Source organism: Phycisphaeraceae bacterium, assembly GCA_019454185.1.
GTDB lineage: Bacteria > Planctomycetota > Phycisphaerae > Phycisphaerales > UBA1924 > JAHBWV01.
In genome coordinates, this window is the sequence record CP075368.1 from 902,789 (window position 1) to 917,154 (window position 14,366).

The window sequence follows — 14,366 nt, forward strand, 5'->3', positions numbered from 1 at the left end:
GCTCCTCCTCGCTACGAGATGACGAACGTCCCGCCCGCCGCGAGCCACTGCTCCAGCGGGTTCGGCGCGGCCTTGTCGAGGATCACCAGCCGAGGGTGCGAGACCCTGCCGCACCGGTCGCACCCGATCCGGTCGCCGGGCCGGGTGGTCAGATCGCACTCGGGCGGCCCCTGCACGAAGTGCTGCGGCCAGCCGCGCCCGTTGCACCTCGGACACTCGCCGACGATGTCGCGCCGCTCCTCCAGCCGCTTCAGCCGTCCGCTCAGGCGCATGCTCGCTCACCCCAGTTCACCTGTGGCGGCACGGGCGGCGTACTCGACGCCTCCTTCATCGATCGCTCCAGATCGTCCACGCGCGTGGCCAGGTCGTCGAGTTCGATCGACTCGCGCGAGAACTTCAGCAGCGCCGTCGCGGCGCTCACGCGGCTGCTCATCGGCGCGGACGTGTCGGCCATGATCTTCGCGAGCACCTGCACCGCCACCGGCGCGAACTTCTGACTGGCCGCCACCCGATTCATGCGCCGCCGCTCTGCGCCGCTTCATCGCGTGGAAGGTCGGCACCAGCCCGCACGCTTCGAATGTCGGGAGCACGCGGCCGCCGGATTCCCATGCCGCGAGCGCCCTGTAGTACCGCTCCCTGCTCTCCGGCGAGCCGATCTCGCCGAGCCAGTAATCTCGGCGCGCCCCCGAGCGGCTGTCGGTCAGCGTGACGATCGCCTGTCCGTGCTCCGGCCGCGCCCGGTACGCCGGGACCTTGGCCCTGCCACGCGGTCCCTTCGATGAACCTGCGACCGTCTCGTGCGGTGCGTAATGCGCTACCGCATGCGCGTGCGAAAGTGGCTCTTTGGAGGCGTTTTCTAACCGCTTGTGGGTGGATTTCCGCCGCTGTTTCCCGGTCATTCGGTGCACTCCGGAGCCGAGCGCGGTGTTACACCGCGCTGATTTGGCGTCCAGCTGCACCGCTCGTTCCCGGGCGGGTATACGCAACTCGCGTATTCAGCGTCACTTACAGAAATCGGGGTGACAGGATTTGAACCTGCGACCTTCTCGTCCCGAAGCCCAATCACCTGCCGAACGCATTCCATAAACCACGTTAGACGCGACAGTTACGAAAGGCGAGGGATGTCGCCCTTGCGCCCGTTTGCGGCCAGTTTCGGGCGGTTGCGCGGTGTACACCGCGCCGCATGGATGTGAGCATGCATAGCAGATCTTGGCGAGCGACTTCCTCGCATGAATCGACGCATCAAAGAGGCCAGTTTGCCGCATCGTTGGGGATCGTTCCTCGCTCGAAATCGGCGACTTCAGCGCGGTGTGCACCGCGCGCTGGCGGCGTCATCAGCTCTCGCGCCGCACGTGCGGAGAGAGCATGAGACCGAAGCGTCTGCACATTCTAACTGTTGCGCTACGTTTGCGCCCACAAAGCGAGCCCGGCGCCTGTCGCGCCGTGTATCTCGGTGTCCTCGAATCCCTGACGGCGCTCGGTCGCGTTCTCGATACATGTCCAACGATTGGCACACCGCCCGGTGATACACTGAAATCGGGAGGACTAACCCTTGAGTGATGAAGATCGGTTCTTGGACGGCGCACAGAAGGCCCCGACGGTAAGGACCTGGGACGTGCTGACTTCCCTCGGATTCAAGCCGGACGAATCCATTGAATCTGACCCACCAGGAGCACTGATCTATGACTTCGGAAACACCATCGTCACTGCCATCCACTGCCTAACGCCACGACTCGGCAATGTGGTGCTCCTCACTGGGACGATTCGGACCCCTCGCACCATCTCTCAGTTGAGGGGCGAGATTCCCCAGTCCTTCGAGAGCCGCGAGATTGGGGTTGCTTGGCTCACATGGTGCTTGGACACTGCTGTGAAAGGTGAGTTCGTTCCACTTGAACCCGTAACGTGGCTCGTTGAAGGGCGAACGCACCGGTCGCTCCTTCCGTGGAACCAGCGGCAGACTGACCGGGGTCGTTCGTAACGACCTGGTTCTGATTCCTCAAGCCTTGATTTTCCACAATGCGGCCGTCTCAGCACATCTTGATGCGATCCAATGAGCCTCTGAGGTGGTGGCAATGGCTCGCGGCCATGCTTGTTTGCATTGCGGCAATGGGCCTCGCCACTCGTCTCTGGGCTGGTCCTGTTTTGCCGAGCAGAGTCCCACTGGGAAGTGACTTTGAATCGGAGCGAGCCCGCCTCGGCCTCTACCACGAGAACATGAAGAGGTATGGGTTGGACATCAAGTACTTTGCCAGCGATTTCTACGACCTCTCGCTAAAGGACCAGCTTCGGGAAATCCGCCGATCTCCAACGCTCGACGAATACAACGCGATGGGGGACAGTCGAAGGCAGCGATCACAGTTGACTGCGATGTTCCGAGGAATCACGTCCGGGCGATTCTGGCGGTCTGTGATTGGCCTGGTGCTGTGGGTTGCCTCCTTCGTTGTTGTCTTTGGGCTGTTGCTGGCTCGTAGCACTGTTGATTGGCGTCTGTTCCTTTCCATCCCGCGGTCGGACGAGCGGAACGCACCTCCCGACTCATCCAGCCAGCCACCCGCGGCAGGCTCCTACGCGTCGGGCACGACCGTTCCCCCTTCCGACGGGCCCGACGCAGACTCTGGGCGCTTCCCGACCCCGGTATCATGCGGCCCATCCGATGCAGCATTCCTCGCGGCTCGCCCGGCCGCTGCAACCCCTCCGCAGGAGCCCGAGTTGGCAAAGCGTGCGACATCCAGCGACCCAGCCCATCCCGCTCCTGCCGAGGGCAGCGATCGCGACCTTGCCTTCGAGGCCCAACTCTGGAAGGCCGCCGACGCCCTGCGCAACAACATGGACGCGGCGGAGTACAAGCACGTCGTCCTCGGCCTCATCTTCCTGAAGTACATCTCCGACGCCTTCGAGGCCAAGCACGCGGAACTTGAGGCGGGCACGTCCAAGGGAACCGACCCCGAGGACCCCGACGAGTACAAGGCTGAGAACATCTTCTGGGTGCCGCCGGGGGCGCGGTGGTCCCACCTCCTGAAGATGGCCAAGCAGCCGACAATCGGCAAGGTGGTCGATGATGCGATGGACGCCATCGAGCGAGACAACCCGGTACTCAAGGGTGTGTTGCCGAAGGACTTTGCTCGGCCCGGCCTCGACAAGCAGCGGCTCGGCCAGTTGATCGACCTGATCGGCAACATCGGCTTCGGCGGCAAGAGCAGCCGCTCGAGGGACATGCTCGGGCGGGTATATGAGTACTTCCTCTCCGAGTTCGCCAGCGCAGAGGGGAAGAAGGGCGGCCAGTTCTACACGCCGCGCCCGGTCGTCAAACTCCTCGTCAGCATGCTCGCGCCGTACAAGGGTCGCATCTACGACCCCTGCTGCGGCTCGGCGGGCATGTTTGTCCAGTCGGAGGAGTTCATCGAGCACCACGGCGGGCGCGTCGGCGACATCGCCGTCTACGGCCAGGAGTCCAACTACACGACGTGGCGGCTGGCGAAGATGAACCTCGCGATCCGTGGCATCGACGCCAAGATCACGCAGGGTGATTCTTTCCACAACGACCAGCACCAGGACCTCAAAGCCGACTTCGTCATCGCCAACCCTCCGTTCAATGACTCCGATTGGAACGGACACCTGCTGAAGGAAGACAAGCGGTGGAAGCACGGCGTGCCGCCACCGGGGAACGCCAACTTCGCGTGGGTGCAGCACTTCCTCTCGAAGTTATCACCCACCGGCATCGCAGGCTTTGTCCTTGCGAACGGCTCCATGTCGTCAAACTCCTCGGGCGAAGGCGACATCCGCAAGTCGATTGTTGAAGCGGATCTCGTTGACTGCATGGTCGCGCTGCCGGGGCAGTTGTTCTACTCCACGCAGATCCCCGTCTGCCTCTGGTTTCTCGCGCGCGACAAGAAGAACGGCCGCTTCCGCGACCGATGCGGCCACGTGCTCTTCATCGACGCCCGCAAGATGGGCACCATGATCGACCGCGTGCAGCGCACGCTCACCGACGCCGACATCGCCACCATCGCCGACACCTTCCACGCGTGGCGCGGCGATAAGCAGAACCTGCCAAAGGGCAAGACCTACGCCGATGTCCCGGGCTTCTGCAAGTCGGCGACGCTCGACGAGATCCGCGCCCACGGACACGTCCTCACCCCGGGGCGCTACGTCGGGGCCGAGGAGGTCGAGGACGATGGCGTCCCCTTCGAAGTGAAGATGGCCAAACTCACGGGAGAACTGGCTGCGCTGACCGCCCAAGGCGCGGACCTCGACCGGGCCATCGCGGCCAACCTCGCGGCGATCGGGTTTCCAATCCCCGCACCGGAGGCCCGGAAATGACCCTACCTCCCCCCTTATCCGGCCCTGCAATTGGCCCCCTAACTGCATACTTGCACTCATTCCCGCTTGGATTTGTTGCGGCCGGGCAACCTAGCCGATATATTTCTCCCAGCACACCCGCCGGGCGCGCCGTAAGGCAGCTCACTTCGGCGGGTTTTTCATTGCCGCTCCCCTTCGGGGGTCGGGCATGAGGTACGACAAGCCACCCCTGAGTTTCGAGAAGCAGGCCGACGTGCTCATTTTGCGCGGCATGCAGGGTGATCGCGCGCTCATCATCGAGCGACTCACCACCGTCGGGTACTACAGACTCAGCGCGTACTGGCACCCATTTCGCAAACCTCATCCAAGCGACGCCCGCCATCTGCTCGACGAGTTCAAGCCCGGCACCACCTTCGATGAGGTCTGGTGCCGATACGCGTTCGACCGGCGGCTCCGTTTGCTGGTGATGGACGCCATCGAGCGGATCGAGGTGTCGCTCCGTGCCCTGCTCGCCACGCACCACTCGCAGCGGTACGGCGCGTTCGCGTACGCCACAGATCAACGATCGGTGCCGAGTCTCGACGCGAGCAAGTTCGCCGACTATCGGGCGGACATCATCAAGGAGCAGACACGGAGCAAGGACACCTTCGTCAAGCACTTCTACGCCAAGTACGGCGACAGCCACTCGATGCTCCCACTCTGGATGGCCGCAGAAGTCATGGCCTTCGGCACACTGCTCACGTTCTATCGCGGCTGCGACCCCGCCATCCGCGACACGATCGCCAGGCACTACGGCGTGCACGAGAAGGTCTTTGCCTCCTGGCTGCTCGCGCTGAACAGCGTGCGGAACATCTGCGCCCACCACAGCCGCCTCTGGAACCGCGAACTGGGCATCAAGCCCAAGATCCCGGAGCGGCTCACCGAGTGGCACGCCCCGGTCAGGGTCACCGGCGATCGGGTCTTCGGAACTCTGACCATCTGCAAGTGGTCGCTCGACCGCATCGCACCCCAGAGCCGCTGGGCAGACCGTCTGCACGCGTTGATGAACGACTCAGACGGCATCCCGCTCGAAAGCATGGGCTTCCCGCCCAACTGGCGGGACTGCCCGATCTGGAAGGTCGGTGAAGTGTGAGCCGCGCATGTCGTCCAGACATGCTGGGGACCTCCTTGGCGATCCGCCCGTTGAGCATTGGCGGCCACGCTATCGCGGGTGGTGCCCATGTCTTGGGCGGGGCTGTGCCGGAGGGCGCAGACACCCCTGGGGCCACGGTGGACCAACTCGCCGCGACCGGAAGGCGGGTGCGGCGTGGCTGAAGTTTCGGAACACACCACGATCGGCGCCTTGATCGACGCGGGTAAAGCAGCGGTCCAGACTGGTCCCTTTGGCTCGCAGTTACATTCGCATGAGTATGTAGCCGTAGGCGTTCCAGTCGTTGCAACGGAGTCCATCGGTTGGCGTCGGCTCTTGTCCGAAGGCATGCCGCGTATCACGTGCGCGACGGCTGACCGACTGACTCGCCATCGTCTCGAAGCAGGCGACATCGTGTTCGCGCGGCGGGGCGCGCAAGCCACCGGCTTATCGGCGCTCGTCGAGCAAGAGCATGAAGGCGCGATTTGCGGAACCGGTGCTCTGCGACTCCGGATTCACGACAAGGTGAATGTGCTTCCTGAGTACCTCTCATTCGCCCTCATCGCGGATGTTTCTCGATCATGGCTTCGGACGCACGCAGTAGGTGCCGTAATGCCGAACCTGAACGAGGATGTGGTTCGTCGGTTGCCGATCCGCCTTCCTCCCCTCCCCGAGCAGCGGGCGATCGCGGGGGTGCTGGGGGCGCTCGACGACAAGATCGAGGTGAACCGCAAGACGGCCCGGGTGCTGGAGGGGATCGCGCGGGCGGTCTTCACCTCGTGGTTCGTGGACTTTGACCCCGTCCGGTACAACATCCGCCAACGCGAGCACGCCGCCCTCGGCCGTGCGGGCCGGTTCGTCAGCACGGGTGACGACATCACCATCCACGACGCGGCCGGGAACCTCGTCGCCCCCGCTGGGGACGCTGTCTACGGCCCAATCGCCCACCTCTTCCCCGACCGCCTCGTGGACTCGCCCCTAGGCGAGGTGCCGGAGGGGTGGAGGGTGGTCGCAATGCCCGAAGTGTTCGAGGTCAACCCGACTCGGTCACTCTCCAAGGGAGTCGATGCCGCGTATCTCGACATGTCAAACATGCCCACGCAGGGGCACGCGCCCGCCGAGTGGGTGCGGCGTGCCGTCGGGTCAGGTATGCGCTTCAAGAACGGGGACACGCTGGTCGCACGGATCACGCCTTGCTTGGAGAACGGCAAGACGGCGTTCGTGGATTTCTTGGCCGATGGCGAAGTCGCCTGGGGTTCGACTGAGTACATCGTGCTTCGGCCTAAGTCGCCCCTGCCGCCGGTGTTTGCGTACCTGCTCGCCAGAAGCGAGCGGTTCCGCACGCACGCGATCCAAGCGATGACTGGATCGTCCGGGCGGCAGCGAGTGCCCGCTGAAAGTCTCGATCACTTCCTGATTGCCGTGCCCACCGTCAAGGGCGATACGATCGCGAGCAAGTTCGCCACCATCGTCGAGCCGATGTTCGCACGCATGAGCTTGGCGACGCAGCAGAACCGCACCCTCGCCGCGCTCCGTGACACGCTCTTACCCAAACTGATCTCTGGCGAACTCCGCATTGCGGACGCCGAGCAGATTGTCGGGAGATTGACATGACGTCCGGACTCATAAGCGCGCTCGCTATTGCTCGCCTACTCGATGAGCGCACATCAAAGAGCCTCACCTGCCTCATCACATGCGCTTGCGCAACTCTTGTACTGGCTGGATGCGCTGCCCCACAGAGTGGCGAAAGAGCCCGGGCGGCTGCTGACTCGATTGGCGTCACATCGGAGATCTTGTCCAGCACTCGCGAGAAGGAACCATACGCCCAGGGCTGGACAGTGCACATCGAGGTGGAGGTAAAGGCATCAGGCCCGGCATTCGGCTATCGCCAAGCAGCATACTTCAGTCTTGATGGTTCGATGCTTGTGGATGGTCGGAGGACGTGGCTGAACTTCAACTCCGATGGATGGCCCGAATCCTATGTGGTAATGGCTCGATACGACTCATGGACCGAGTTGGACGGCGAAGTGAAGGTTGAAGTTATGGTGGACGACACTGGCCACCGCGCGTATCGCGACATCGTGTATCGTGCACGACACCCGATTCAATGGGAGGAGGCGACGAAGCCATGACGCGCGTGCTTGGACTGGATGTCAGGCGCATTCCGCATCGCGGATGCCGAGACGATCGTCGGGATCGCTCTGTGATGCATCACCTCCACGCTCCACACATGCTGGTGCCCGGAGAGTACCATGCCCGTTGACAAGGACTATCTCTTCGAGGGCCTGCTCGGGCACAATTACTTCCCCATGGTCAAAGAGAAGCGGGACGACATTCCGCCGCTTTTCTCCAGCGAGGGATTGACGACGGAGATTGGCGAGAAGTTGATTGCGCAGCAAACTTCCCTAGTTGATCCCTGTGCCCCGAAGCCGCACTCGCGAGCCTACTCCGGCTACGACCAGATCGAGTATCGCACGACCCGGTTCAACAACGCCTCGCGGTTGATGCATATTCCTTGTCCGGGCCCGTTCGCGCGGCTCTGCGGCTGCCTCCGCGACAACTGGCACGAGATCAATTGGATCTGCTCGAATGACGCCAGCCAGATCAAGCCAGAAGTTCACGCGGATAAGCGAGTGCTGCGCGCCACAGAAGTGTCGGGAGAAGTAGATCAACGAGTCGTTGTAAAGGGCCACGACAACTTCCCCACCGACGCCGAGCGGCATCTGGACATGTCCTTCGGCGCGAAGTACTTCGTCGAGGCGGATGTGTCTTCATGCTTTCCTTCTCTGTACACGCACGCGATCCCGTGGGCCCTCGTCGGCCACAAGCATGCCAAGGACCACAAGGGGCCGTTTCATTGGCATAACCAAGTCGATTGGTGCCAGCGTCATCTGAAACGGAATGAGACGCACGGCGTGCCGGTCGGCCCCGCGACCTCGAACATCATCAACGAGGTCATCCTCGGCAAGGTCGATGAGGTATTGACGACTGCGGGGTACAAGTTCGTTCGGTACATTGACGACTATAAGTGCTACTGCCCGTCACGCGACATGGCCGACGAGTTCCTCCGTGACCTTGAGAAGGAACTCGGCAAGTACTTGCTCCTGCTCAACTCCAAGAAGGTGACCATAGAGGAGTTGCCGCTGGCGACGAAGTCGGAATGGGTGACGGAGATGGCCGCGCGGCTCCCATCGGGTGACATCGCGACTTCTCGGGAGGTCATCGCCTGTATGGATGGAGCGATGGGATTGCAGAACCGGTTTCCGGCGGGCAGTGTGATCAAGTACGCCGCGAGAGCGGTGGCAAACAAGTTGTCTGCCGAATCCGCGGGAATCTTCGCGAAGTACCTGCTGCAAGTCGCGGCCGATGCACCGATCGTCCTGCCGGTCCTGGCGGATGTTGTGCGTCGGCACCGGCAAGTCTTGCAAACCTCGCATCTCGATGCCATTCTCGAACGGCAGTTGTTCTTCCGTCGGTCTGATTCGGCCTGCTGGACGCTCTATATGTATGGGCTGTGTGGTGCCGTTGTTTCTGACGGGCTCGCTGACGAGATCATCAAATCCAAGGACTGCATGGCGATGGCAGCACTCCTTGCCATCAAGCAGCACAAGGACAAGGTGGTTGACTTCGTCAAGTCGCTGTCCACAGCCATTCCGTATGATGCTGATCAGCACTGGCTGCTCATTCATGAACTTCAAGTAGATATGTCGGAGGACTGGTGCCACACATACGCGGAGCAGTCTGGATTGAAGTTGTTAGCCGATGAGGGTGTGTCGTTTCTTCGCACCGCGACAATGGACGAACTCGCTGAAGAGGTGGAGCCCGAAATGGAGGCTTCCGAAGAGGATGGCTTGCCTTGAGGCACCAAGGAAGTTCATACGGGATCCGTTGAATCATGAGTCAGACCTTCACCGAATCAGTGGTCGAGGAAGCCGCCCTGGCTTGGCTGGATGGGCTTGGCTACTCCATCGTCTCCGGTCTGGCGATCGCACCCGGCGAGCCCGCGGGCGAGCGGGAGTCGTTCGACGAGGCGCTCCTCGAAGGCCGCCTGCGGGAGGCGGTCGCGCGGCTGAATCCCGCCGTCTCTTCCGATGCGCTGGATGAAGCGATCCGGCGCGTGATGCGGGTGGACGCAGCGGATGCGGTGTCCCGGAACCGTGCGTTCCACCGGATGCTGGTGGATGGAGTCACGGTCGAGGAGAGGCGAAGGGACAGTACCGTCGGCGGCGTGATCGTCCGGCTGATCGACTTCGACGACCCCGATGCGAACGACTGGCTGGCCGTGAACCAGTTCACGGTGACCTCAGGCGGCGCGAACGGCCACAACCGACGACCGGATATCGTCGTCTTCATCAACGGGCTTCCCCTCGCGGTGCTCGAACTGAAGAACGCCGCCGATGAGCAGGCGACGATCTGGGACGCGTTCAACCAGTTGCAGACGTATAAGGCGCAGATCCCGCGGCTGTTTGCGTACAACGAGGCATTGATCGTCTCCGACGGGTTGGAGGCGAGGATCGGCAGTCTGACGGCGGATCGCGAGCGCTTCATGCCCTGGCGGACGACCGACGGCGAGGCGCTCGCACCGGCTCGGATGTCGCAGTTGGAAGTGCTTCTGGCGGGCGTGTTTGAGAAGCGGCGCTTCCTGCAACTTCTCCGGCACTTCATCGTGTTCGAGGACGAGGGCGCGGGCAAGGTCATCAAGAAGATGGCCGGGTATCACCAGTTCCATGCGGTGAACCGGGCGATCACGGAGACGGTGAATGCGTCGGCGGAGGGCGGGGACCGCCGCGTTGGCGTCGTGTGGCACACGCAGGGCTCCGGCAAGAGTCTCACGATGGCTTTCTACGCCGGGCGGGTGGTGCTCCATCCGGCGATGGAGAACCCGACGATCGTCGTGCTCACGGACCGGAACGATCTGGACGACCAGTTGCACGGGGTTTTCTCCCGGTGCAGCGAACTGCTGCGACAGCCGCCGGAGCAGGCGCTTGATCGCTCGGACCTGCGGGCCCGGCTTTCACGGGCTTCCGGCGGCGTGGTGTTCACGACGATTCAGAAGTTCCTCCCTGAGGAGAAGGGCGACAAGCACCCGGTGCTTTCGGATCGGCGGAACATCGTCGTCATCGCGGACGAAGCCCATCGGAGCCAGTACGACTTCATCGACGGCTTCGCTCGCCACATGCGGGACGCGCTGCCTCGGGCGTCGTTCATCGGGTTCACCGGCACGCCCATCGAGCACACGGACAAGAACACGCAGGCGGTGTTCGGCGAGTACATCAGCGTCTACGACATCCAGCGCGCGGTGGAGGACGGCGCGACCGTACCCATCTTCTACGAGAGCCGACTCGCCAAACTCGCGATCAAGCCTGAGGAGCGGCCGAATCTCGACCCCGGCTTCGAGGAGGCGACCGAAGGGGAGGAGGTCGAGAAGAAGGAGCGCCTGAAGACCAAGTGGGCGCAACTGGAGGCGATCGTCGGCTCGGAGAAGCGCATCAGACTGATCGCCGAGGATCTGGTGGCGCACTGGGAGCGGCGCCTCGAAGACGGCATGGACGGCAAGGCCATGATCGTCTGCATGAGCCGCCGGATCTGCGTCGCGCTCTACAACGAGATCGCGACGCTGCGACCCGCGTGGCATGACGATGCGGACGACAAGGGGCTGCTGAAGGTTGTGATGACCGGCTCGGCGTCCGATCCGGTCGAATGGCAGGGGCACATCAGGAACAAGTCCAAGCGCGAGGAACTGGCCAAACGGTTCAAGGACCCGAAGGACCGTTTCAAGATCGTGATCGTCCGCGATATGTGGCTCACGGGCTTTGACGCGCCGTGCCTGCACACGATGTACCTCGACAAGCCGATGCGGGGGCATGGGCTCATGCAGGCCATCGCAAGGGTGAATCGGGTTTTCCGCGACAAGCCGGGCGGTCTCGTGGTGGATTACCTGGGCATCGCTCACGAGTTGAAGCAGGCGCTTGCGGTCTACACCGAGAGCGGCGGCAAGGGAAAGGCGGCCATCGACCAAGAGGAGGCCGTCGCCCTGATGCTCGCCAAGCACGAGGCGTGCTGCGAGATCTTCGAGGGCTTCGACTGGGGAGCGTGGACGCGCGGCCGTCCCGAGGAAAGACTCTCGCTCTTGCCCGCGGCTCAGGAGCGCGTGCTGGCCGAGAAGGATGGCAAGGCCCAGTTCCTGCAGGCGGTCAAGGAGTTGTCGGCGGCATTTGCGCTCGCGGTGCCGCACGAGGAAGCGATCCGCATCCGGGACGACGTGGGGTTCTTCCAGGCGGTGCGGGCGGTGCTCACAAAGTCCACGGAGGGACAGAAGCGATCCCCCGAGGAGATCGAGCACGCGATCCGGCAACTCGTGAGCCGGGCCGTGGCCTCGGACGAGGTTGTGGACATCTTCGCTGCGGCCGGGCTGAAGAAGCCGGACATCAGCATCCTGTCCGAGGAGTTCCTGGCCGAGGTGCGCGGCATGCCGCACCGCAATCTGGCGGTCGAACTGCTCCGCAAACTCCTCGCGGGCGAGATCAAGACGCGCGGCAGGAAGAATCTTGTGCAGGCCCGGTCGTTCTCCGAAATGCTGGAGAACGCGATCAAGAAGTACCAGAACAGAGCGATCGAGGCGGCCCAGGTCATCGAGGAACTAATCGCGCTGGCGAAGGACATGCGCGAGGCTGACAATCGGGGCGAACAACTCGGGCTCACGCAGGACGAGGTGGCTTTCTACGACGCGCTGGAGGTCAACGACAGCGCCGTAAAGGTCCTCGGGGAGCCGACGCTTCAGCAGATCGCGCGCGAGTTGGTGGCATCGGTCCGGGCCAACACGTCGATCGATTGGACGATCAAGGAATCGGCCCGCGCGAAGTTGCGGGTGATCGTGAAGCGGATCCTGCGAAAGTACGGCTATCCGCCGGATAAGCAGGAACAGGCGACGCTAACTGTGTTGGAGCAGGCCGAGTTGCTTTGCTCTGAAGTCGCCTAGACATTGAGGGGTTGGGACGCCAGCGCCATCTCAATCGCACGCCTCACCCGCTCCGTGCTGTCGTGCGCTTCGTCCGCGCACCGGTCGAGGGCCTCACGCGCGAGCCGCAATTGCTCCTCCCACGGCGTGCCCGGCGGCGGCGGGACCTGCTTGTTGGGGTCGAGGGCGTGCAGCCGCTCGGCCTCGGCGTAGTCGCCTCGTGCCCACGCCAGCGTCTCCTGAATGTCTCGGTACGTCTCGGGGTCCGTGTGCTCCGGCCGCACGCGCTCGATGCCGGGCGTGTACGCGACCTGGCACGCGGACAGCCGGTGCATCAGCAACCAGTCGCCTTGCCACGCTGCGTCGGCCTTCTCGCGGGCCGCCCGCTCCATCCTCGTGACCTTGGTCCTGACCGCTCGCATGCCGGTACCCCTTTCGCGATGGGGGATTATCGCAGGAATCGGGAAAGAACGCCGAATATTCAGCGCCCCGGCCCGCCATCGCCGGGGATCGCAACTACGGCGGGAGCGGAGCCGCGTGATGATCTCGACACTCTGCGAACACGATCAGCAGGTGGCGCGACCGGTTGGACCGCCTTCGTTCCTTGCGATCTTCGCCCGGAGATCCCATAGTCTCGCGGCCCTGTCGGTGTCCGGGTGGTTTGGTGGGTACGGAAGCGCGTCCACGTATGACGCAGCAATGTCCTCCGGCGCAGCGTTCTCGCGCGCACGCTCGAACACATCGATAACCTCTCGCGCGATCTCTGCGTCCAATGGTTTCCGCCGCGCGCGAAAGGCGCTGGCGAACTGGGCGACGCTGGTGCTTCGCTTGACATCGCGTATGGAATCCATCAGGCGTGGGAAGTCGGTCGGAAGCGTGTCATGAGCCAGCACCGGAGCGGCGTCGAACCTGAACGGCTGGTGCGACGGGGTCCAGATGAGTTCGGACCGGTCGCTGTGTGTCTTGACCCGCACCGGCGGCGTCAGCCATACCAGCCGAATCTGTCGCCTACCGCCCTGCGCGAACGCGATGCGGGATCCCTCAAGTTCCCCGGCGCGAGCGGGGTGCATCACGTTTGCGGCGTGGCACCTCGTACACCCGAAACTCCCGTGCTCGTAGAACGGGTCCGAGCGAGACTCGTCTTCCCGCCGCTTCCGGGGCTTGCGCAGAAGGACGATGACAACTGGCGATTCGTTCATGATCCGAAGTTGCTCCTGACCAGCGCCACGTCTTGGCGTGCCCACCACGACGAAAAGGCCTCCGCATTACCGATCAGCGGCGGCGCTCCGCTCATGTTGAGCCATGAACTCCGACGCGGCGAGCCGTCGGACTTCACCAGTCCGCCCCATGCCGATTCGATCTCTGGTGTGAGGTAATAGTTCCCCCCATCACGCCTCTCGCCGATCGGTACACACCGAAGGCAGCGTCCGGAGCATCCGACTCTCGCGCGAACGACAATGTCTCGCGGGAACACAGGGTCCTTCCTCGTGTGGGCGTTCTCGTACCGACGGGATGACTCGACCGCTGGCGCGAACAGCACCTCATCCACAACGAACTGGCCGATCATCGCATACACGAGGTGGTCCGCTTGTCGGATCGATCGCAGCGATGCATAGAACACGAGCAGGTCCCCGGGGCTGAGATGCTTGAGGTCCCGGCCCCGAGCGTCGCCAATGTCGCCGTACGTCAGGTGCTCGAAGTCCGGGTCCAGGTGCATGATCTGGCCACGCTTCGCGGCGATCCGTTTCTGCCACCGAGCGGTCAGCGAGCCGCGGCTGTCGAGGAACCGGGACAGCGGATCGAGCGCTTCGTCGAACCGCCGGTCGCATCCATAGAGGAACGTGCTGGTGTACTCGGGAATGGGCACGTAGACGTACTCAAGCGTCTCCGGGTCCACAGGGGCTCTCCAGTTGCCGCCGCCGTCTGTGCTGTCCGCGCCCACACGAATCAAGATTGCCTTCATCAGCACTCCCTGTCTCA

Annotated in this window: 11 protein-coding genes; 6 read left to right on the forward strand and 5 right to left on the reverse strand. The window is 63.3% G+C overall.

Going from position 1 to position 14,366, the window contains the following annotated elements; translation table 11 throughout:
• Positions 1–11: 11 nt before the first annotated feature.
• Positions 12–272, reverse strand: coding sequence for a hypothetical protein (locus tag KF838_03700; protein ID QYK48960.1), 261 nt, complete (start codon positions 270–272; stop codon positions 12–14).
• Positions 263–517 carry a hypothetical protein gene (locus tag KF838_03705; protein ID QYK48961.1) on the reverse strand — a complete coding sequence of 85 codons (255 nt, stop codon included), beginning with the start codon at positions 515–517 and terminating at the stop codon, positions 263–265. The genes KF838_03700 and KF838_03705 overlap by 10 nt, the downstream gene beginning before the upstream one ends.
• Before the next feature lie 1,850 nt (positions 518–2,367).
• On the opposite strand from KF838_03705, the gene KF838_03710 reads away from it, so the two are divergent.
• From KF838_03710 to KF838_03735, 6 genes are all read left to right on the forward strand, one after another.
• Positions 2,368–4,320 (forward strand): SAM-dependent DNA methyltransferase, encoded by a 1,953-nt coding sequence (locus KF838_03710; GenBank protein QYK49812.1) that lies wholly within the window; start codon positions 2,368–2,370, stop codon positions 4,318–4,320.
• A 187-nt stretch (positions 4,321–4,507) separates the two neighbouring features.
• Positions 4,508–5,431 carry an Abi family protein gene (locus KF838_03715; protein QYK48962.1) on the forward strand — a complete coding sequence of 308 codons (924 nt, stop codon included), beginning with the start codon at positions 4,508–4,510 and terminating at the stop codon, positions 5,429–5,431.
• 345 nt (positions 5,432–5,776) lie between these two features.
• Positions 5,777–7,042 (forward strand): restriction endonuclease subunit S, encoded by a 1,266-nt coding sequence (locus KF838_03720; GenBank protein QYK48963.1) that lies wholly within the window; start codon positions 5,777–5,779, stop codon positions 7,040–7,042.
• A 179-nt stretch (positions 7,043–7,221) separates the two neighbouring features.
• Positions 7,222–7,560, forward strand: coding sequence for a hypothetical protein (locus tag KF838_03725; protein QYK48964.1), 339 nt, complete (start codon positions 7,222–7,224; stop codon positions 7,558–7,560).
• Between the two features lie 120 nt (positions 7,561–7,680).
• Positions 7,681–9,288 (forward strand): RNA-directed DNA polymerase, encoded by a 1,608-nt coding sequence (locus tag KF838_03730; protein QYK48965.1) that lies wholly within the window; start codon positions 7,681–7,683, stop codon positions 9,286–9,288.
• A 35-nt stretch (positions 9,289–9,323) separates the two neighbouring features.
• Positions 9,324–12,407 (forward strand): type I restriction endonuclease subunit R, encoded by a 3,084-nt coding sequence (locus KF838_03735; GenBank protein ID QYK48966.1) that lies wholly within the window; start codon positions 9,324–9,326, stop codon positions 12,405–12,407.
• Here KF838_03735 and KF838_03740 read toward each other — a convergent pair.
• From KF838_03740 to KF838_03750, 3 genes are all read right to left on the reverse strand, one after another.
• The gene (locus tag KF838_03740; GenBank protein ID QYK48967.1) at positions 12,404–12,808 is read right to left on the reverse strand and encodes a hypothetical protein; all 405 of its coding nucleotides are present in this window, start codon (positions 12,806–12,808) and stop codon (positions 12,404–12,406) included. The two genes, KF838_03735 and KF838_03740, sit on opposite strands and share 4 nt — an antisense overlap.
• 144 nt (positions 12,809–12,952) lie before the next feature.
• Positions 12,953–13,585: a hypothetical protein gene (locus KF838_03745; GenBank protein ID QYK48968.1), complete on the reverse strand. Its 633-nt coding sequence runs from the start codon at positions 13,583–13,585 to the stop codon at positions 12,953–12,955.
• Positions 13,582–14,349 carry a hypothetical protein gene (locus tag KF838_03750; protein ID QYK48969.1) on the reverse strand — a complete coding sequence of 256 codons (768 nt, stop codon included), beginning with the start codon at positions 14,347–14,349 and terminating at the stop codon, positions 13,582–13,584. Before KF838_03750 ends, KF838_03745 begins: the two co-directional genes overlap by 4 nt.
• Positions 14,350–14,366: the final 17 nt, after the last annotated feature.